This window comes from Tessaracoccus oleiagri (assembly GCF_900103275.1).
GTDB classification, from domain to species: domain Bacteria; phylum Actinomycetota; class Actinomycetes; order Propionibacteriales; family Propionibacteriaceae; genus Arachnia; species Arachnia oleiagri.
On the sequence record NZ_FNGP01000001.1, the window covers coordinates 163348 to 182215 of the forward strand.

Annotated in this window: 18 protein-coding genes; 15 read left to right on the forward strand and 3 right to left on the reverse strand. The window is 70.6% G+C overall.

Translation table 11 applies throughout. The annotated features are described in order from the left end of the window. The first annotated feature begins 10 nt into the window (after positions 1-10). Positions 11-1738: a malto-oligosyltrehalose trehalohydrolase gene (gene treZ, locus BLR46_RS00705; RefSeq protein ID WP_093247962.1), complete on the forward strand. Its 1728-nt coding sequence runs from the start codon at positions 11-13 to the stop codon at positions 1736-1738. A 128-nt stretch (positions 1739-1866) separates the two neighbouring features. Here the strand turns inward: treZ and BLR46_RS00710 are convergent, their stop codons facing one another. Next, entirely contained in the window at positions 1867-2439 is a 573-nt protein-coding gene (locus BLR46_RS00710; protein ID WP_218118270.1) for a TetR/AcrR family transcriptional regulator, read from the reverse strand. Between the two features lie 88 nt (positions 2440-2527). Between BLR46_RS00710 and BLR46_RS00715 the strand changes: the two genes are divergently transcribed. From BLR46_RS00715 to BLR46_RS00735, 5 genes are all read left to right on the forward strand, one after another. Beyond that, entirely contained in the window at positions 2528-3169 is a 642-nt protein-coding gene (locus BLR46_RS00715) for an NAD(P)H-dependent oxidoreductase (RefSeq protein ID WP_093247963.1), read from the forward strand. 23 nt (positions 3170-3192) lie between these two features. Further along, positions 3193-4035: a VOC family protein gene (locus BLR46_RS00720; RefSeq protein ID WP_093247964.1), complete on the forward strand. Its 843-nt coding sequence runs from the start codon at positions 3193-3195 to the stop codon at positions 4033-4035. A gap of 150 nt (positions 4036-4185) precedes the next feature. Then, on the forward strand, positions 4186-5205 hold the full coding sequence (locus BLR46_RS00725; protein WP_093247965.1) for an aldo/keto reductase family protein: 1020 nt from the start codon (positions 4186-4188) through the stop codon (positions 5203-5205). A 273-nt stretch (positions 5206-5478) separates the two neighbouring features. Then, positions 5479-5925, forward strand: coding sequence for a DUF4395 domain-containing protein (locus BLR46_RS00730; protein ID WP_093247966.1), 447 nt, complete (start codon positions 5479-5481; stop codon positions 5923-5925). Beyond that, positions 5922-6338: a thioredoxin family protein gene (locus BLR46_RS00735; protein ID WP_093247967.1), complete on the forward strand. Its 417-nt coding sequence runs from the start codon at positions 5922-5924 to the stop codon at positions 6336-6338. Before BLR46_RS00730 ends, BLR46_RS00735 begins: the two co-directional genes overlap by 4 nt. Before the next feature lie 3 nt (positions 6339-6341). Here BLR46_RS00735 and BLR46_RS00740 read toward each other — a convergent pair whose 3' ends face one another. Next, positions 6342-6785, reverse strand: coding sequence for a CHRD domain-containing protein (locus tag BLR46_RS00740; RefSeq protein ID WP_093247971.1), 444 nt, complete (start codon positions 6783-6785; stop codon positions 6342-6344). A gap of 178 nt (positions 6786-6963) precedes the next feature. On the opposite strand from BLR46_RS00740, the gene BLR46_RS00745 reads away from it, so the two are divergent. Beyond that, positions 6964-7473, forward strand: a complete 510-nt coding sequence (locus BLR46_RS00745) for a YbhB/YbcL family Raf kinase inhibitor-like protein (protein ID WP_093247973.1) — start codon at positions 6964-6966, stop codon at positions 7471-7473. An 11-nt stretch (positions 7474-7484) separates the two neighbouring features. Then, positions 7485-8540 carry a PPK2 family polyphosphate kinase gene (locus BLR46_RS00750; RefSeq protein ID WP_093247977.1) on the forward strand — a complete coding sequence of 352 codons (1056 nt, stop codon included), beginning with the start codon at positions 7485-7487 and terminating at the stop codon, positions 8538-8540. On the opposite strand, the gene BLR46_RS00755 is transcribed toward BLR46_RS00750, so the two are convergent. Beyond that, positions 8537-8881, reverse strand: a complete 345-nt coding sequence (locus tag BLR46_RS00755) for a BlaI/MecI/CopY family transcriptional regulator (protein WP_093247987.1) — start codon at positions 8879-8881, stop codon at positions 8537-8539. The two genes, BLR46_RS00750 and BLR46_RS00755, sit on opposite strands and share 4 nt — an antisense overlap. A gap of 125 nt (positions 8882-9006) precedes the next feature. Here BLR46_RS00755 and BLR46_RS00760 point away from each other — a divergent pair, with 125 nt between their 5' ends. The 7 genes from BLR46_RS00760 to BLR46_RS00790 all read left to right on the forward strand — a co-directional run bounded on the left by BLR46_RS00760 (position 9007) and on the right by BLR46_RS00790 (position 18865). Continuing rightward, the gene (locus BLR46_RS00760; protein ID WP_093249473.1) at positions 9007-10536 is read left to right on the forward strand and encodes a cytochrome ubiquinol oxidase subunit I; all 1530 of its coding nucleotides are present in this window, start codon (positions 9007-9009) and stop codon (positions 10534-10536) included. A 13-nt stretch (positions 10537-10549) separates the two neighbouring features. Beyond that, positions 10550-11626 carry a cytochrome d ubiquinol oxidase subunit II gene (gene cydB / locus BLR46_RS00765; RefSeq protein WP_093247989.1) on the forward strand — a complete coding sequence of 359 codons (1077 nt, stop codon included), beginning with the start codon at positions 10550-10552 and terminating at the stop codon, positions 11624-11626. Positions 11627-11704: 78 nt separating this feature from the next. Next, on the forward strand, positions 11705-13315 hold the full coding sequence (cydD, locus tag BLR46_RS00770) for a thiol reductant ABC exporter subunit CydD (RefSeq protein WP_093247991.1): 1611 nt from the start codon (positions 11705-11707) through the stop codon (positions 13313-13315). Continuing rightward, entirely contained in the window at positions 13315-14871 is a 1557-nt protein-coding gene (gene cydC / locus BLR46_RS00775; RefSeq protein WP_093247993.1) for a thiol reductant ABC exporter subunit CydC, read from the forward strand. Before cydD ends, cydC begins: the two co-directional genes overlap by 1 nt. A gap of 216 nt (positions 14872-15087) precedes the next feature. After that, positions 15088-16554 (forward strand): MDR family MFS transporter, encoded by a 1467-nt coding sequence (locus BLR46_RS00780; protein WP_093247995.1) that lies wholly within the window; start codon positions 15088-15090, stop codon positions 16552-16554. A gap of 33 nt (positions 16555-16587) precedes the next feature. Next, on the forward strand, positions 16588-17559 hold the full coding sequence (locus tag BLR46_RS00785) for an alpha/beta hydrolase (RefSeq protein ID WP_093247997.1): 972 nt from the start codon (positions 16588-16590) through the stop codon (positions 17557-17559). 40 nt (positions 17560-17599) lie between these two features. Continuing rightward, positions 17600-18865 carry a glycosyltransferase gene (locus BLR46_RS00790; protein WP_143008154.1) on the forward strand — a complete coding sequence of 422 codons (1266 nt, stop codon included), beginning with the start codon at positions 17600-17602 and terminating at the stop codon, positions 18863-18865. Positions 18866-18868: the final 3 nt, after the last annotated feature.

Below are 18868 nucleotides of genomic sequence, written 5' to 3' on the forward strand. Positions count from 1 at the left end.
GGTGGCACGCATGCGAGACATCACCCGACCGGAAGTGTGGGCGCCGAACGCCGAGCGCGTCGAGCTGTCCGTGAACGCCGGGATGCGGTCCATGGAGCGAGGTGCGGGCGGCTGGTGGCGGGCCGAGCCCCTGGCGCCGGGGGACCGGTACGGCTTCCGCCTTGACGGTGGGCCGGTGCGCCCCGACCCGCGGTCGCTGCACCAACCCGACGGCCCGCACGGCGAGAGCCGCATCGTCGACCCCGCGGTCTTCGACCGCCCCCGCTGGGAGGGCGTCGAACTGCGCGGCAAGGCGCTGTACGAGCTGCACGTCGGCACCTTCACCGCTGGGGGCACCTTCGACGACGCGATCGGGCAGCTGGACCACCTCGTCGAACTGGGGGTGGGTGGCGTCGAGCTGCTGCCGGTGAACGACTTCGCCGGCCGCCGCGGCTGGGGCTACGACGGTGTCGGGCAGTACGCCACGCACGACGCGTACGGCGGCCCGGAGGCGTTCGTGCGGTTCGTCGACGCCTGCCACGCGCGCGGGCTGGGGGTCGTGCTCGACGTCGTGTACAACCACTTCGGGCCCGAGGGCAACTACCTGGCCGAGTTCGGGCCGTACTTCACCGACCGCCACGAGACGCCCTGGGGCCCGGCGGTGAACCTGGACGACGAGGGGTCGCGCGAGGTGCGGGACTTCCTGCTGGGCGCGATGCACCAGTGGGTGTTCCTGTTCGGCATCGACGGGTTCCGCATCGACGCGGTTCACGCGTTCCAAGACGACTCCGACTACCACTTCCTCGCGGAGATCGCGGACCGGGCGCGGGAGTGGGAGGCCCAGTTGGGGCGTCCGCTGTTCGTGACCGCGGAGTCCGACCTCAACCAGCCGGCCATGGTCTCCCCCACCGGGTCCTCCCCCGACGCGCGCGGGATGGACGCGCAGTGGGCCGACGACGTGCACCACGCGCTGCACAGCTTCTTCACGGGCGAGCGGCAGGGCTACTACGTCGACTTCGGCTCCGTCGACGTGCTCGCGAAGGCGCTCACCGAGGTGTTCGTCCACGACGGCGGCCACTCGACCTTCCGCGACAAGGCATGGGGCACGCCGGTCGACCGCGACAGCGACCTCTACGACGGGCACTCCTTCGTCGTGTTCATCCAGAACCACGACCAGGTGGGCAACCGCGCGGTCGGCGACCGCGTGGGGCAGTCGCTCGAGCCCGGCGCCTACGCGGCCGCGGCGGCGCTGTACCTGCTCGGTCCGTTCACGCCGCTGGTCTTCATGGGCGAGGAGTGGAACGCGACGAGCCGCTTCCCCTTCTTCAGCCACCTCGGCCCGGAGCTGGGCCCGCACGTCACCGCCGGCCGGGCGCGCGAGTTCGAGGCGATGGGCTGGGCGGACACCGTGCCCGACCCGCAGGCGGAGTCGACGTTCATCAACTCGAAGCTGCGCTGGGAGGAGGTGTCGCAACGCTCCCACCAGCGCGTCTTCGACTGGTACCGCACCCTGCTGCGCCTGCGCCGGGAGCTGCCCGGCGCCATGGACCCGAGCCTGAGCGCCACCCACGCGGAGATCGTCGACGACGACACCCTGGTCCTGCACCGGCCGGGCTTCGCCGTCGCCGTCACGCGGGCCGAGCGCGAGGTCGACGTGCCGCTCACCGGCGACGTGCTCGCCGCCTGGGACGAGCCCCGTCGCCTCGACGACGGCCGCCTCGCCATCCCCGGCCCGGGAGTCGTCATCGTCGCCGAGTAGTCCAACCCCACCGGCCCCTGAGGAGGGAGCGAAGCGACCGTCTCGAAGGGCCTTGGCCGACCCCCGATGATTGAGCGCGCGCCGGACGGAGTCCTGCGCGCTGGTCGAAATCACCGCCAGCGGCGCAGTCAGCCCAAGTGTTCGACGGCGTCCGTGAGCGCGGCACGGCAGGCCTCGGGTGAGAGGTGACCGGCCCTGCCGAGCTCAGCGAGCCCGTGGGCGATGCCCCAGAGGGAGGCGACGCGCGCCTGGAGTTCGCGCTCACCGGCCTCGCGCATCATCGCCCTGGCCGCCCGGTACAGGATCTGCTCCTGCTCCTCGATGAGCGGCGCCATCGTCGCCGTCGGGGAACCGGGGACGCAGATGGTGGGGTCGTAGATCGCGGCGAACGCGTGCGGTCTCTCCAGCGCGAAGTCGATGTAGTCGAGCCCCAGTCGCAGCGCCTGCTCTCGCGGTTCCAGCCCCTTCTCCTCTATGGCCCGCTGCCCCGCCACCAGGTCGGCCATCGACCGCTCCGCCAGCACCTTGAGCAGCTGCGTTCGGTCCCCGAAGTGGTGGTAGGGCGCGTTGTGGCTCACCCCGGCGCGACGCGCGACCTCGCGCAGGCTGATGGAGGCCGCCGGCTGCTCGGCCAACAGGGCCATGGCGGCCGCCTCCAACGCGTGGGCGAGGTCGCCATGGTGATAGCTCGATCTTGACACACGCAACATCGTACGGCAACGTTCTCGTGTGGACGATCTTGGCACTGTCCACATTCTTGACACCGCCCACTTCAATCCAGGAGCGACCATGACCACCCTCGTCATCGACGGCCACCCGAACCCCGAATCCCTGTGCGCAGCACTCGCCGCCAGGTACGTCGCCGGCAACCCATCGGCCGACCTTCTGGCCGTCCGGGACCTGCACTTCGACCCCTCACTGAGCCTCGGGCTCACCGGCCCCGATGACCTCGAGCCGGACCTGGTCGACGCGCGGCAGCGCATCCTCGCGGCGAGCCACCTCGTCGTGGTCACTCCCACCTGGTGGGCCTCGATGCCGGCCATCCTGAAGGGGTTCTTCGACCGCGTCTTCGCTCGGCACTGGGCGTACCGCTACAACCCGCTCCCGCCGGCGCTGGCCAGGCTCGGGGTCCGCGGCGGCATCCCGGAGGGGCTGCTGGCCGGCCGCACCGGGCGACTCCTGATCACCTCGGACACGCCCGACTGGATGCTCCGCCTCACCGGCGACCACCCGTCGAAGGTCATCGCGAGGCACATCCTCGGCTTCAGCGGCATCAAGCCGGTGCGTGTGACCCGGTTCGGCGGCGTGGACTGGAGCGACGACGCAACGCGCGCGGGCTGGCTGGCGAAGGCCGAGACGCTGGGCGTGACGGACGTCGCCCGGCACACCAGCCTGAGCACCGAGCGGATCCCAGCCATGTTGAATAGTTGAAACTTAAACTGTATGATGGAGGCATGAGTCTTGCAGCAGATACCCGCATGGGCCGCCTCGAACTCCGTGTCCGTGACATGGGCACTCTGTTCGACTACTACACCAAGGGCATCGGCCTGACGCCGATCAGCGAGGACAAGGGCGCGGCGACGCTCGGCCTCCACGGCACGCCGGTGGTGCGCCTCACCGAGGCCAAGGACCTCCGTCCCGCCCCGCGCGGCTCGGCCGGCCTCTTCCACACCGCCGTGCTCTACCAGGAGCAGGCCGGGCTGGCCGGTGCCATCGAGCGCATGGCCCGCCACTTCCCGCACACCTACACCGGCGCCGGCGACCACCTCGTCAGCCAGGCGTTCTACTTCACCGACCCGGAGGGCAACGGCGTCGAGCTGTACCACGACCGCCCCCGGGAGCAGTGGAACTGGGTGAACGGCCAGGTCCAGATGGACACCCTCTACGTCGACCCCAACGAGTACATGGTCACCCACCTCAGCGACGCATCGCACCAGGAGGCCAAGGGCGAGCTCGGCCACGTGCATCTGCAGGTCGGGGACATCCCCACCGCCCGCAAGTTCTACGTCGACGACCTCGGCTTCGACCAGACCTTCCTCATGGGCGGCCAGGCGCTGTTCGTCTCCGCGGGCGGCTACCACCACCACATGGCGATGAACGTATGGAACTCCCGCGGCGCCAACCCCCGCTCGTCGACGCTCGGCATGGGCGTCGTCGACATCCTGGTGCCGACGAAGGAGGAGCTGGACACCACCGCGGCCCGCCTGCGCGGCGCCGGCCACCAGCCGACCTTCGACGGCCAGACGCTCAGCGTCATGGACCCCTGGAACAACGAGATCCGCCTCTCGGTCGGCTGACCGACCCGTCGGGCGAGGCCCCAGCGCAAGCCACCTGCCTCCGGTGCGATTCCCCTGCCTACCTAGACGGGTGAATCAGACCGGAGGCAGGTGCCTTCTACGGAGGCAGGTAAACCCCGCCGCGGCCCGCTCGCGACTAGGCTGGCCAGCATGAAGTATCGCTACGCAGGCAACTCCGGGTTCAAGATCTCCGAGATCACGTACGGCAACTGGCTGACCCACGGGTCGCAGGTGGAGAACGATGTCGCGACGGCGTGCGTCCGCGCCGCGCTCGATGCCGGCATCACCAGCTTCGACACCGCCGACGTCTACGCGAACACCGTCGCGGAATCCGTCCTCGGCGAGGCGCTGAAGGGCGAGCGCCGCGAGTCGCTGGAGATCTTCACCAAGGTCTTCAACGCCATCGGCCCCAAGGGCCCGAACGACGTCGGTCTCTCCCGGAAGCACATCATGGAGGGCATCAACGGCTCGCTGCAGCGGCTCCAGACCGACTACGTCGACATCTACCAGGCCCACCGCTACGACTACGAGACCCCCCTCGAGGAGACGATGCAGGCGTTCGCCGACATCGTCCGTCAGGGCAAGGCGCTCTACATCGGCGTCAGCGAGTGGACGTCGGAGCAGCTTCGCGAGGCGCACCAGCTGGCCCGCCAGCTCGGCATCCAGCTCGTCACCAACCAGCCGCAGTACTCGGCGCTGTGGCGGGTCATCGAGGAGAAGATCGTCCCCACCTCCGAGGAACTGGGCATCTCCCAGATCGTGTTCTCCCCCGTCGCGCAGGGCGTGCTCACCGGCAAGTACAAGCCGGGCGAGCCGTACCCCGAGGGCTCCCGCGCCACCGACTCCAAGGGCGGCGCCAGCATGATCAAGAACACGCTTGCCCAGGAGGAGACGCTCGTCGCGGTGCAGAAGCTGCAGCCCATCGCCGACGAGGCGGGCCTCAGCATGGTCCAGCTGTCGCTGGCGTGGGTCCTGCACAACCCCAACGTCGCCTCCGCCATCATCGGTGCCTCCCGCCCCGAGCAGGTGGCCGAGAATGTGAAGGCCATCGAGAAGCCGCTGAGCGACGACCTCTGGGACGCCGTCAACGAGACCCTCGCCGGCGTCGCGGTCACCGACGCAGAGCGCACCTACCAGATGTCGCCGAAGCAGCGCCCCGGCACCAACTGATCCAAACCCACTCGGCCGCGACGATCCACCGATCGCCGCGGCCGAGTGCCGTTTCCGAGACGACCTTGGCCGTCGATGGTTGAACACGTAACATTCTCGGCATGACCCAGTACCGGCAGACCGCGACGAGCATCGTCGACGCGCGCCGGTGCTGTTGTTCGTGTTGTCGCTGAGCGACGACCCCGAGAGCTGTCGAGGCCACGCCTCCGGCTCGCCACCGAACGTCCACGGGCGCACTGCGCCCCACCGTCGCCGCCTCCCGAGGAGACCACCATGGCTGCCGCCACTTTCCAACCCATCGATCCCCGCGGCCCCCGTTTCGGCGCCGCAGTAACCGCCGTCCTGCTGGGCGTCGCACTCGTCCTCGGCCCGGCCGCTGGGCTCTGGCTGCTCGTCGTCCAGACCATCGCCTTCGCCGCCGGCGCCCTGCTCGGGCTGAAGTACCAGCCCTGGGGCTGGCTCTACGCCCGGTTCGTCCGCCCGCGCCTGCGTCCCCCCACCGACCTCGAGGACCCCCGCCCGCCGCGGTTCGCGCAGGCCGTCGGCCTGGGCTTCGCGGTTCTCGCCCTCGTCGGAGCGCTCGCCGGCGTCGCGTGGCTGTTCTACGTCGCCGTCGGGCTCGCCCTCGCGGCGGCGCTCCTCAACGCCGTCTTCGACTTCTGCCTCGGCTGCGAGCTCTACCTGCTCGGGCGGCGGCTGGGCGCGAAGGCAGCGGCATGACGGGGCTCTGGGTGCTGCTGGCCGTGGTCGCGCTGGTGGCGGCGTTCGGCGTCCACCGGACGCTCACCGACGGACGGGCGCGCGCCGTCGCCGCCCGGGACGCGACGGCGCCCTCACACTTCGGCCCGCACTTGGGCGAGCGGGCGACCTTCGTGCAGTTCTCGTCGGAGTTCTGCGCCCCCTGCAAGTCGGTGCGCCGGGTCCTCGGCGAGATCTCCGGAGCGGAAGAGGGCGTGGCGCACCTCGAGGTCGACGTGGCCGAGCGGCTCGACCTCGCCGACCTCTACGGCATCACCCGCACGCCCACCGTGCTGGTCGTCGACGGCGGCGGGCGGGTGCTGAGCCGGCTCGTCGGTGCCGTGCGCCCCGCGCAGGCGCGGGAGGCGCTCGCCTCGGTGGGCGTTCCCGGGTAGGGATCAGCCCACCTGGCCCCTGATCTCGCCGCCCGGATTGGCGACGGTGTGCACGTTGACATAGGCGTCACCGGACTCGATGAGCGCGACGAGGTCCTCCAGCGTCATCCCCGCGAGCGGACCGACGAGGTCCTCGTCGGTGATGGTGCCGGTGGCGAGGACGCCGTTCTGGGTGCCGCCGTCGGCCGACGGACCATGGAGCCACGCGACGAAGGGGCCATTCACACCCACCGCGCCGACGTGGATGTGCGCCATCGTCACGTCATCGATGTTGGAGGCGACCAGGCGGTACTTAAGCTCGGTGCCGTCGGCGGAGAGCTGCAGTACTGCCACGCCACGAGCGCGGGTGACGACGGGGTTCGCCTCGTTCGCCCCGCTGAGCTGGGCGGTGTAGGTGGTGACGGCGTGGGCGGGTCCGACGAGTCCGAGACTCAGCAGGACTGCCATGAGGGCAAGCAAGCGGAAACGTGTCATTTCGGCCTCCAGGCTTCTTGGCCGGAGCCGGGCGGGTCCGCAGCCCCGGATTCTCACGGTAAGTCGGGCCTCCGGGGCAGTCAATGTGCCGAATCGCCAAGTTATCGCCCTTTGCCTGCGGATGACCCGAACAGTTGGTGAAGTAGTGCCCATGAGAGACCCATACGCAGGCATCGATGGTGGCGCCGAGTTGAGCGTCACGAGCGAAGACTTCTCCGACGGCGGCAAGCTGCCGCTCGAGTCCACGGCCGAGTTCGTCGGCAACGGCGGCAAGGACGTGTCGCCCCAGCTGTCGTGGTCCGAGGTACCGGAGGGCACGAAGTCGATCTACCTCCACGTGTTCGACCCCGACGCCCCCACCCCCGCCGGCTGGTGGCATTGGTCGGTGATCAACCTGCCCTCGGACCTCCGCTCCCTCGAGCGGGGCGCCTCCACGGCGCTGCCCGACGGGGCGATCACGCTCCGGCACGACGGCGGCGGCCACGGTTACCTGGGCTCCGCACCGCCGGAGGGACACGGCCCGCACCGCTACTTCTTCACGGTGCACGCGCTCGACACCGTCCTGGACCTCGACGAGAACGCCACCGCGACGATGGCCGCCTTCTGCACCCGCGGACACGTGCTGGCCCGGGGCTACACCGTCGGCACCTGGGAAAACTGACGGACACGCACATGAGCACCTGGACCACCGACCCGCGCGAGGCCCTGCGCGCCGGACCCGACTTCGACCTCGCCCTGTTCGACCCCGGCGGCACCCCCGTCTTCGACGGCGACAAGAAGGACGGCGAATCGCTGATGGAGCAGCGCGGCGAGCTGCTGAGCGAGTTGCAGGAGCGCCTCTACGCGGAGGGCCGGTCCGGCGGGACGCGGTCGGTGCTGTGCGTCGTGCAGGGCCTCGACACGGCCGGCAAGGGCGGCGTGGCCCGGCACGTCATGGGGATGGTCGACCCCCAGGGCGTGGAGCTGCGCAGCTTCGGTGTGCCGACGGAGGAGGAGGCGGCCAACCACTTCCTCTGGCGCATCCGCAAGGCGCTGCCCAGGGCCGGCCGCATCGGAGTGTTCGACCGCTCCCACTATGAGGACGTCCTCGTCCAGCGCGTGGACAGCATCGTGCCCGAGGAGGTGTGGCGCGGCCGCTACGACGAGATCAACCAGTTCGAGAAGGAACTCGTCGACGGCGGGACGACCGTGTTGAAGTTCGCGCTCATGGTGAGCTACGACGAGCAGGGCAAGCGGCTCATGGAGCGCCTCGACCGCCCCGACAAGTACTGGAAGTACTCCCCCGGCGACCTCGACACCCGCTCGAAATGGCACCAGTACCAGGCCGCCTACGCCGACGTGTTCCGCCTCACGAGCACGGAGCACGCGCCCTGGTACGTGATCCCCGCCGACCGCAAGTGGTACTCCCGGGTGGCCATCACCGAGATCATCACCCGCGCGATGGTTGACCTCGGCGCCCGCTGGCCCGAGGCGGACTTCGACGTCGCCCAGCAGCGGGCGGCGCTCGCGGCGACGATGTCCACCGAGGCCCTGCGCGAGTCCCTCGACGAGACCGAGGACAACGTGCGGGAGGCGATGGAGAAGTCGGTGGAGATCCGGGAGGAGGCCTTGGAACTGCACAGCGGCGAGCCGCCCAGGGACAACGCCGAGCAACAGCGGAAGCGCTGGGAGGCGGTCCTCGAGGAGGCCCTGGCGCAGAAGCGGCAGCTGTTGGAGGAGCGCGACTAGCTCGCGTGCAGGGCCGCGCGGTCCTCGTCGGAGAGGGACTTGGAGAGCTCGACGAGCGCCTCGGTCCGAACGGCGGGCCTCAGCCCGGCGAGCAGCGCCGCCATCTCGCGGGCCACGACGGCGTGTTGCGGGTCGGCCGGCTCGTACTGCCAGGCGCGATTGACCAGTTCGCGGCGGGCCAGGCCCTTCTTGGCGAGCCGGTCGAGGACGGTCATGACCGTCGTGTAGGCGAGCTCCCGCTCCTCGTTCATGATGGCGTGCACGTCGGCAACGGAGCGTGACTCGGAGGATTCCCAGAGGATCTCCATCACCCGTTGTTCCAGTTCACCGCGCGAGACCATGGGGACATCATAGGGAGACAAACCGGCCTGCGGGCCATCCGCAGCCACACGCGGACGCGCCCCCGACCGCTTAGGCCGACCCCCCGGTTGGCCTCCACACGACTTGTGGTAGTACCGTGCTGGTCATGGACGCAGTGACGCTTGCGCGGTGGCAGTTCGGGATCACCACCGTGTATCACTACTTGTTTGTCCCGATCACCATCGCCATGTCGATGCTGGTCGCGATTCTCCAGACCGTCTGGGTGAAGACCGGCAAGGACCGATTCCTCCAGCTCACGAAGTTCTTCGGGAAGCTGTTCCTCATCAACTTCGCCCTGGGCATCGTCACCGGCATCGTGCAGGAGTTCCAGTTCGGCATGAACTGGTCCGAGTACTCACGGTTCGTCGGCGACATCTTCGGCGCCCCGCTGGCGCTCGAGGCCCTGCTCGCCTTCTTCCTCGAGTCCACCTTCATCGGCCTCTGGATCTTCGGTTGGGACCGCCTGCCCAAGAAGGTCCACCTCGCAACCATCTACGCGGCCGCGTTCGGCACCATGCTGTCGGCGGTGTTCATCCTCGCCGCCAACTCGTGGATGCAGAACCCCGTCGGCTCGGTGTTCAACGTCGAGACCGGCCGGGCGGAGATCGACGGCGTGAGCGGCTTCCTCGCGCTGTTCAGCAACCCGGTGTTCCTCGCCACCTTCCCGCACACCATCGCCGCGGCCTACATGGTGGGCGGTGGCGTCGTCGCGGGCGTCTCGTTCTGGCACCTCGCACGGCTCAACAAGCAGATCGCCGACGGGGTCACCACCGACGAGGAGAACCACGTCGCGAGCTGGCGCTGGGCGTCGAAGCTCGGCGCCTGGGTCCTGCTCATCTCGGGCCTGTTCGTCGTCATCACCGGCGACATGCAGTCCAAGGCGATGACCGAGGCCCAGCCCATGAAGATGGCCGCGGCGGAGGGCCTGTTCGACACCGAGACCAACGCGTCCTTCTCGGTGCTGACGATCGGCGCGCTCGATGGCCGGTCGGGCGTCCACCTCATCCGGGTGCCGGGGCTGCTCAGCATCCTCGCCGGCCACGACACCGTCCAGGGCATCAACGACCTCGAGGAGCAGTACCGCACCGAGGGGTTCCGCATGAACGACGGCTCCCAGCAGGCGCTGCAGGCCGCGGTCGCCGCCGCCATCGAGCGCGGCGAGATCAGCCCCGAGATCCAGCGGTCCTTCATGGACCTCGACCCGGTGCCCAACGTGGCGATCAGCTACTGGACGTTCCGCCTGATGATGGGCGCGGGCTTCGCGGCGATGGGCATCGCCGCGGTGATGTTGCTCTGGCTGCGCAAGGGCAGCCCGAAGCCGGCCTGGTGGCTGACGCTCGGCGCCTGGGGGCTGCCGCTCCTGCCGCTGGCGGGCAACGCGTTCGGCTGGATCTTCACCGAGATGGGCCGCCAGCCCTGGATCGTCGCGGGCGTGCTGCCCACGGCCACCGCCGTCTCGCCGACGGTGTCGCCCAGCGCGGTGATCTTCTCCATGGTCGTCTACACGCTCCTCTACGGCGGGCTCGCCGTCCTCGAGCTGTGGCTCTTCCTGAAGTACACGAAGGCAGGCCTGCCCGAGGTGCAGAAGGTGGAAGTCGTGGACGATCCCGACCAGCCGATGTCGTTCGCGTACTGAGAGGTTTCCAGACATGTTCCCCTTGCTCGAAACCACCGTCCCGACCTTCGTCCTGGTCTGGTACCTGCTGATCGCCGTCCTCTGGATCGGCTTCTTCTTCCTCGAGGGCTTCGACTTCGGCGTCGCCATGCTCCTGCCCATCCTGGGCAAGAACGACAAGGAACGCCGCGTCATGGTCAACACCATCGGACCCACGTGGGACGGCAACGAGGTGTGGCTGATCACGGCGGGCGGCGCCATGTTCGCGGCCTTCCCCGGCTGGTACGCGACGCTGTTCTCCGGCCTCTACCTGCCGCTGCTGCTCGTCCTCGTCGGCCTCATCCTCCGGGGCGTCGCCTTCGAGTACCGCAGCAAGCACCACACGTCGCGCTACCGCAACATGCTCGACTGGTTCGCGATCGTCGGCTCGTTCCTGCCGTCGCTGGTGCTCGGCGTCGGCTTCGCCAACTTCATCATCGGCATGCCCAACGACGGCCTCCTCTTCGATGGCTCCTTCTGGGGCCTGTTCAGCCCGTTCGCCCTCCTGGGTGGCGTGCTGTTCCTGGCGCTGTTCGTGCAGCACGGGTCGGCGTTCCTCGCGCTGAAGACGTCCGGCACGATGCACGAGAGGGCGAAGGCGTTCGGCACGAAGGTCGGCTGGGTGGCCGTCGCGCTGCTGGCCGTGTTCGTCGTCTGGCAGAACCTCGCGTACCCGGCGACCTCCGAGTTCGGCGACTTCACCGTCCTCACCTGGGCCGTCGGCATCATCTCGGTGGCCGCGCTGGCCGCGTCGGTGGTGCTCGTCACGAAGGAGCGCGACGGTTGGGCGTTCATCGCGACGGGGCTCAGCATCGTGACGCTGTTCGTCGGCATCTTCCTCAAGATGTACGGCAATCTCGGCTTCGCGCAGGACACCTCGGTGCCCGTCGGCGACCGCCTCAACATGCTCACCGCCGCCTCGTCGGAGACGACGCTGCAGATCATGTCGGTGGCCGCGGTGGTCTTCGTGCCGCTGGTGCTCGGTTACCAGGCGTGGAGCTACTGGGTCTTCCGGAAGCGGCTCAGCACGAAGTCCATCCCAGAGGACAAGCTCGCCTCGATGGCGGCCTGACCAACCATCTCAAGGGGCGCGGCGTCGGAAGGCGCCGCGCCCCTTCCCATTTTCCGCACGGTGAGAGACTGAGAGGCGATGACCGGACCGATCCACCCCCGCTTGTTCAGGCGCGCCCGGGCCACGCGGCGCTACCTGCTCGCCTCCGTCCTCGTCGGCATCCTCACCGCGGTGCTGATCATCCTCCAGGCGTGGCTGATCGCCGACGGGGTGACCGCCACCTTCGCCGTCGGCCGGCTCCCGCAGGGCTGGCCGGTGCTGCTGCTGGCGCTCGGCGGCGTGTTCCTCGCGCGGGCCGGGCTCGGTTGGCTCAACTCCTGGCTGTCGCACCGGTCCGCCGCCGCGGTGAAGTCGCAGTTGCGGCGCGACGTGCTCGCGGCCCACCTCGCCACCCCCGTCGGGGCCGCGAGCTCCTCGTCGCTGATCCGGATCGTCACCCGCGGCCTGGACGACCTCGACGGTTACTTCTCGAAGTACCTCCCCCAGCTGGGCCTGGCGGCGACGGTGCCGTTCCTCGTCGGCGGGCTGGTGCTGTTGCTGGACTGGCCGTCGGCGTTCATCATCGCGTTCACGCTGCCGCTCATCCCGATCTTCATGGTGCTGATCGGCTGGACGACGGAGAAGGCCACGAAGCGCTCGTTCGCGGTGGCGGACCGGCTCGCGAACCACTTCGCCGACCTCATCGCCGGCCTCCCGACGCTCCAGGCCTTCGCCCGGGCCCGCGCGCAGAAGCGGGGCGTGGACCTCAACGAGGAGCGCTACCGCGGCGCGACGATGAAGGTGCTGACGGTGTCGTTCATCTCGTCGCTGGCGCTGGAACTGCTGGCGTCGCTGTCGGTGGCGGTGGTGGCGGTGACGATCGGCTTCCGGCTCGTCTACGGGCAGGTGGACTTCTTCACGGCCCTGTTCGTGCTCATCCTGGCGCCCGAAGCCTTCCTGCCGGTGCGGCAGGTGGGCACGCACTTCCATGACTCGGTCGACGGGATGGCCGCGGCCGACGCGGCGTTCGACATCATCGACGCTGCCCCGTCGCACGGCGGCACCCGCCCGGCCCCGACCGGCGGCGCGCTGCGGTTCGAGGGGGTGGGCTACGCCTACCCCGGGACGGACCGCCGGGTGCTGGACGGCTTCCGGCTCGAGGTGGCGCCGGGCGAGGTCGTCGCCCTGTCGGGGGCCTCGGGTGGCGGGAAGTCGACGGCCCTCGCGATGGCGATGGGCTTTCTCGCCCCCGACGAGGGGCGCGTCACCGTCGACGGCGTGAGCCTGGCCGAGCTCGACCTCGCGTCCTGGCGCGCGCAGGTCGCCTACGTGGCCCAGAACCCCGGGTTGGTACGCGGCACCGTCGCGGACAACGTGCGGCTCGGCGCCCCGGACGCCACCGACGAGGAGATCGCCGCCGCCCTCGCCACCGCGGGGGCCGACTTCGGGCCGGGCAAGCCGATCGCCGACGACGGCGAGGGCCTGTCCGCCGGCGAACGGCGACGGGTGGCGCTGGCAAGGGCGCTGCGGCGGATCCGGCACGGGGCCAGATTGCTTGTGCTCGACGAGCCCACCGCCGGCCTCGATTCGGACCGCGAGGCGCTCGTGATCGCGGCGGTGCGCGACTCCGGGGCGTCGGCACTCATCGTCTCCCACCGGCCGGCCGTGCTGGCGGCCGCGGACCGCGTCGTCGAGTGGGCGGGCGTCTGATGCGCAAACTTGTCCTCGAACTCCTCGACGCCGTACCGAAGGGCCGGGCGCGGTTCGCGCTGGCGACCTTCCTTGCCGCCGCCGCGTCGGCCTCCTCCGTGGCGCTGATGGGCGTGTCCGCGTGGCTGATCTCCCGGGCCGCGGAGTTCCCGCCGGTGCTGTACCTGCAGGTGGCCGCCGTGGGCGTGCGCACGTTCGGCATCAGCCGAGGCGCGTTCCGCTACGTCGAGCGGCTCGTCGGGCACGACCTCGCGCTGCGGATGCAGTCGGTCCTGCGCTCGCGCACGTACGACAAGCTCTCCCGCACCACCCTCATCGGGCGGCGGCAGGGCGACCTCCTCACGCGGATCGTCCAGGACGTCGCCGCGGTGCAGGACCTCGTGGTGCGCGTCGCGATCCCGGCGCTGTCGGCGTCGCTGGTGATCCTCGGCACCACGGTGATGCTCGCGCGGTTCAACGTCGCCAGCTCGCTGGTGCTCCTGCTGAGCGCGATCCTCGCGGGCGTCCTGGTGCCGTGGTGGGCACAACGCGCATCGCTGCGGGTGGACCGGGAGTCGGTGGCGGACCGCGGCGCGCTCGCCGACGGGGCGCGCGAGCTCGCGCTCGCCGGCCCGGACCTGCTCGCCAACGGGGCCGACGGCGCCGCGCTGGGCCGGCTGCTGGAGGTCGACGACCGGCTGCGCCGGCAGGAGCAGCGCGGCGCCTGGGTCCGCGGCGTGGCGACCGCGGCCCAGATCCTGGCCGCCGGCATCGCCGTCGTGGCCGCCCTCTGGATCGGCGGCAACGCGGTGGCGGCGGGCGACCTCGGCCCCCGCCTCCTCGCCGTCCTCGTCCTCACCCCGCTCGCGCTGCACGAGGTGTTCCAGGACTTCGCGAAGGCGGCGCAGACGTTCACCCGCAGCCAAGCGGCCATGTCCCGCGTCCGTGAGGTGCTCGACGCCGACCCCGTCGGCACCGGCGACGTGGAACCCGGCGAAGGGGTCGCGGTGCAGCTCGCGGACGCGACCGTCGGCTGGCCCGGCGGGGCTCCGGTGCAGGAGGGGCTGGACCTCATCGTCGCCCCGGGCGAGAAGGTGGCGCTCGTCGGGCCCTCGGGTGTCGGCAAGACCACCGTCGCCGCCACCCTCATGGGGCTCATCCCGCCGCTCGCCGGCGAGGTGGAGCGCGCCGGCCGGGTCGGCTACCTGGCGCAGGACGCGCACATCTTCGCCACGAGCGTCGCCGAGAACGTGCGGATCGGCAACAAGGACGCCACCGACGAGCAGGTCGCCGACGCGCTGCGCCGGGCGGGGCTCGACCTGCCGCTCGACCGCGTGATCGGCGAGGCCGGCTCGACGCTGTCGGGTGGCGAGCGGCGGCGCCTCGCGCTGGCGCGGGTCCTCGTCGGCGAGCGCGACCTGCTCATCCTCGACGAGCCCACCGAGCACCTCGACCACGACACCGCCGCGGCCCTCATGCGCGACGTGTGGGCCGCCGCCGAAGGGCTCCGGACGTTGGTGATCACGCACGACGAGTCGGTGGCCGCCGCGTGCGATCGCGTGGTCGAGCTCCGCTGACCCGGTGTCTTGGAGATCGACCCCGCCGCTTGTTACGATCCTCCGCGTGATCCACTGACACGCGTGCCCCAAGGGGTCCGCACGCCGGGTGACCGAGGCCGCGCCGAGCGCGTGACCCCGCCCGCGTGCGTCGAAACCAAGTCCATTCCGAGCCGGGTGCGCGTGCGTCCTCAGCGATCGCCAGCCCGCTCCCCCTCCAGAACCTCGAGGCTCCGCATGCCCAGAACCGAACAAGCCATCGACCAGGAAGCGCGCGCCGACACGGTAGAGACGGGCGGCCGCGTCATCTGGCTCCTGCTGGCGGCCGCGTTCGTCGCCATCCTCAACGAGACGACGATGGGTGTGGCGATCCCTCACCTGATCGCCGACCTCGGCATCACCTACCGCACCGCGCAGTGGCTCACCACCGCCTTCATGCTCACCATGGCCATCGTCATCCCGACGACCGGCTTCCTCATCCAGCGGTTCACCACCCGCCAGGTGTTCGTCGCCGCCATGATCCTGTTCTCCACGGGAACGACGATGGCGATGCTCGCCCCGGCCTGGCCGGTGCTCATCGCGGCCCGGGTCGTCCAGGCCTCCGGCACCGCCATGATGCTGCCGCTGCTGATGACCACGATCATGATGCTCGTGCCGGCCCACCGGCGCGGCGCCATGATGGGCCGCGTCAGCATCGTCATCGCGTTCGCGCCCGCCATCGGCCCGGTGCTGTCGGGCTTCGTCCTCGACGTGCTCAGCTGGCGCTGGATCTTCGCCATCGTCCTGCCGATCGCGCTGACCGCGCTCGCGGTCGGCGCGCGTTGGATCCGCAACGTCGGCAGGACCACTGACGCGCCGCTCGACGTGCCGTCGGTCATCCTGTCCGCGTTCGGGTTCGGTGGCCTGGTGTTCGCGCTCAGCCAGATCAGCGGCGCGGAGTCCGGCGGCGCGGCGGCGGACGTCGCCCTCGCCCGGCTCACGCTCGCCATCTCGCTCGCGGTCGGCGCGGTCGCGCTCGTCCTGTTCGTGTGGCGCCAGATCCGGCTGCAGCGCGACGACCGGGCGCTGCTCGACCTCAGGGTGTTCCAGAACACCAACTTCGCGCTCTCCATGGCCCAGTTCGCGGTGATGTCGTTCGCGTTCTTCGGTGCGATCACCGTCGTGCCGCTGTACCTGCAGGAGGTGCACGGGCTGAGCGCGCTGCAGTCCGGGCTCGTGGTGCTGCCCGGCTCGATTGCGATGGGCCTCGCCGGCCCGATCATCGGCAACGTCTACGACCGCTGGGGCACCCGCGTGCTGTTGATGCCCGGTGCGGTGCTGGTCACCGCCATGCTGTGGTTCTACACCACCCTCGACGCCGACACCGCGGTGCCGGTCATCGTCGTGGCGCAGACGCTCCTCGCGGTCGGGCTGGCGATGTCCTTCACCCCACTGTCGACGGCGGCGCTCGCGTCGCTGACCCGCAACCACTACTCCCACGGCAGCGCGGTGCTCGGCACGGTGCAGCAGGTGGCGGGAGCGGCGGGGGTCGCGGTGATGGTGACCGTGGCGGCGGCGGCCTCCGGCGGCGGGGGCACGCTGACGTCGGACGGCACGCAGACGGCGTTCCTGTTCTCGGCAGTCGCCGCGACGCCGCTGGTGCTGGGCGCCTGGCTGATCCGCAAGCCCGCCGACGACGCGGGGCCGATCATCGCCGCGCACTGACGCGAGCCGGGGCGGGGGTGGAAGAATGTCGGCATGGTCGACGCCGCCCCCAACCTGGACCCGCCGCAACCCGACGTGCTCGGTGAGCCGTGGGTCCAGCGCCGCATCCCGCTGCGCCCCTCCCGTCGGTACGGTCGTGAGCCCCAAGCGGTTCTTGTGCACCGCAGCGACGCCGGCGCCCAGCCGCGCGCGGTGCTCTACTTCCACGGCTTCACCGACTACTTCTTCCACCCGGCGCACGCCGAGCGGTGGCGCGCGGCCGGCTTCGACTTCTACGCCCTCGACCTGCGCCTGAACGGCCGTTCCCTCCGCGAGGGCGAACGCCCCGGCGCCATCCGCGACGTCCGCGACCACGACGAGGAGATCGGCATCGCGCTCGCCGCCATCCGCGCCGCGGGTCACCAGCAGGTCGTGCTGCTGGGGCACTCCACCGGCGGCCTCATGGCGGCCGGCTGGGCGCACCGCCACCCCGGCGAGGTCGACGTCATCGTCCTCAACAGCCCGTGGTTCGATCACAACGGCCCCTGGTTCGAGCGGCGGCTGCTGACGCCGCTGGTCCGGCTGCTGGCGCGCGTGGCGCCCGGAGTCGTCGTCGGGAAGCTGCAGGAGGGTTACGGCCGCTTCCTCCACTCCTCCACCGGCGGCGAGTGGACCTACGAGCTCGGGTGGAAGCCCTTTGCCGGCTTCCCCGTCCGGGCCGGGTTGTTCGCCAGCGTCCGCCGCGAGCAGGCACGGCTCGCCCGGGGCCTCGACGTCCGGGAGCCCGTCCTGCTGTGCTGCTCGGCACGCTCCGGGCCCGTGAAACGGCCCACCGCCGAGGACCTGCGCGCCAGCGACTGCGTGCTCGACGTCGACGACATGGTGCGGCTCGCGCCGCACGTCGGCCGGGACGTCACCGTCGAACGCATCGACGGCGGCATCCACGACCTCGCGCTCTCGCCGCGGCCGGCCCGCGACCGCTACGAGGAGGCGGCGATCGCGTGGGCGACGGCGCGGCTGGCCTAGCCTCATCACGCAGCACGGGGAGTTTCGATATTGTGACGACGTGACGCGTCCATTGAAGGTTGCCCAGTTCACGGACAACTACGGCCCCGGCAGCAACGGCCTCATGGTGGCGGTGCAGCAGCTGGAGGGCAACCTGCTGGACGCCGGCCACGAGGTCATCGTCGTGGCGCCCGCGGCCAAGGGGGTCAACCCGCACCACGGCCGCGAGGGGCGCACCGAGATCCGGCTCCCGTCGGTGCGCGTGCCCCGGCTCCCGACGAACGTCGCGAACGGCCGCCACTTCGAGCGCACCATCGAGCAGTTGGCCACGATCAGGCCGGACGTCATGCACGTGCACGGCTTCGGCACCGTCGGCGCACTCGGCATGTGGGCCGCGGCCCGCCTGCGCATCCCCATGATGGTCACCTGGCACACCGACTTCGACGCCTACGCCGACCACTACGCCGCCGTCCTGCCGCTCCTGACCGGCGTGCTGCGCGCGTTCGCGCGGATGAGCAAGGGCGGCATCATCGACCACAAGGCCATGAAGGACGCGGAGATCCGCTACGAGGACCGCGGCCGCTCCACCGCGTCGCTGCTCGGGTTGTGCGCGAAGATGCTGGAGTCGGCCGACCTGGTGACCACCCCGTCGCCGAAGACGGTCAACCGCGCCCTGCAACTCGCGCCGAACGCGAACATCATCTGCGTGCCCAACGGGGTCGACCCGCTGCCCCCCGGCCCGCCGCCCATGCCGCGCGGCGAGGGCCCACTCATCCTCTACGCCGGCAGGATCGCCCCCGAGAAGGGGCTGCCGCTGCTGCTGCAGGCCTTCGAGCTCGTCCGTGCGCAGCGGCCCGACGCGCAGCTCATGGTGGTCGGCGACTGGCAGCGCTACCCGAAGATCAAGAAGGCCCTCGCCGCGGCCCGCGACCGGCTGGGCGTCATCCTCCCCGGCGAGCAGAAGCGGGAGGCCCTGGGCGCGTTCTACGGCATGGCGGACCTCTTCGCGTTCCCCAGCCAGACCGACACGCAGGCGCTCGTGCTGCACGAGGCCGCGCTCGCCGGGCTGCCGATCGTCGCCGTCGACCACGAGCTCCAACTCGTCCTGGAGCCGGGGGTGAACGGCGAGCTCGCGAGGCCGACCCCGGCGTCGTTCGCGTCAGCTATCATGCGCGTGCTGAGGGCCGACGACGAGTGGCGCGCCAACGCGACGAAGCGATCCATCGAGCTCGCGTCCCAGTGGACCGTGCAGTCGCAGGCCGACGAGATGCTCCGGCTCTACCAGTTGGTGGCGGAGGGCCGCGGGGCCGACCTCCGGCCCCGCTAGCCG

What these genes read in the sequence shown, in the direction of transcription:
- cydD (WP_093247991.1), top strand. Translation starts at nt 11,705, where the DNA reads ATGACCGGACCGATCCACCCCCGCTTGTTCAGGCGCGCCCGGGCCACG.
- BLR46_RS00730 (WP_093247966.1), top strand. Translation starts at nt 5,479, where the DNA reads ATGGCTGCCGCCACTTTCCAACCCATCGATCCCCGCGGCCCCCGTTTC.
- BLR46_RS00715 (WP_093247963.1), top strand. Translation starts at nt 2,528, where the DNA reads ATGACCACCCTCGTCATCGACGGCCACCCGAACCCCGAATCCCTGTGC.
- BLR46_RS00750 (WP_093247977.1), top strand. Translation starts at nt 7,485, where the DNA reads ATGAGCACCTGGACCACCGACCCGCGCGAGGCCCTGCGCGCCGGACCC.
- cydB (WP_093247989.1), top strand. Translation starts at nt 10,550, where the DNA reads ATGTTCCCCTTGCTCGAAACCACCGTCCCGACCTTCGTCCTGGTCTGG.
- treZ (WP_093247962.1), top strand. Translation starts at nt 11, where the DNA reads ATGCGAGACATCACCCGACCGGAAGTGTGGGCGCCGAACGCCGAGCGC.
- BLR46_RS00780 (WP_093247995.1), top strand. Translation starts at nt 15,088, where the DNA reads ATGCCCAGAACCGAACAAGCCATCGACCAGGAAGCGCGCGCCGACACG.
- BLR46_RS00720 (WP_093247964.1), top strand. Translation starts at nt 3,193, where the DNA reads ATGAGTCTTGCAGCAGATACCCGCATGGGCCGCCTCGAACTCCGTGTC.
- BLR46_RS00755 (WP_093247987.1), bottom strand. Translation starts at nt 8,881, where the DNA reads ATGGTCTCGCGCGGTGAACTGGAACAACGGGTGATGGAGATCCTCTGG.
- BLR46_RS00740 (WP_093247971.1), bottom strand. Translation starts at nt 6,785, where the DNA reads ATGGCAGTCCTGCTGAGTCTCGGACTCGTCGGACCCGCCCACGCCGTC.
- BLR46_RS00785 (WP_093247997.1), top strand. Translation starts at nt 16,588, where the DNA reads ATGGTCGACGCCGCCCCCAACCTGGACCCGCCGCAACCCGACGTGCTC.
- BLR46_RS00760 (WP_093249473.1), top strand. Translation starts at nt 9,007, where the DNA reads ATGGACGCAGTGACGCTTGCGCGGTGGCAGTTCGGGATCACCACCGTG.
- BLR46_RS00725 (WP_093247965.1), top strand. Translation starts at nt 4,186, where the DNA reads ATGAAGTATCGCTACGCAGGCAACTCCGGGTTCAAGATCTCCGAGATC.
- BLR46_RS00735 (WP_093247967.1), top strand. Translation starts at nt 5,922, where the DNA reads ATGACGGGGCTCTGGGTGCTGCTGGCCGTGGTCGCGCTGGTGGCGGCG.
- cydC (WP_093247993.1), top strand. Translation starts at nt 13,315, where the DNA reads ATGCGCAAACTTGTCCTCGAACTCCTCGACGCCGTACCGAAGGGCCGG.
- BLR46_RS00745 (WP_093247973.1), top strand. Translation starts at nt 6,964, where the DNA reads ATGAGAGACCCATACGCAGGCATCGATGGTGGCGCCGAGTTGAGCGTC.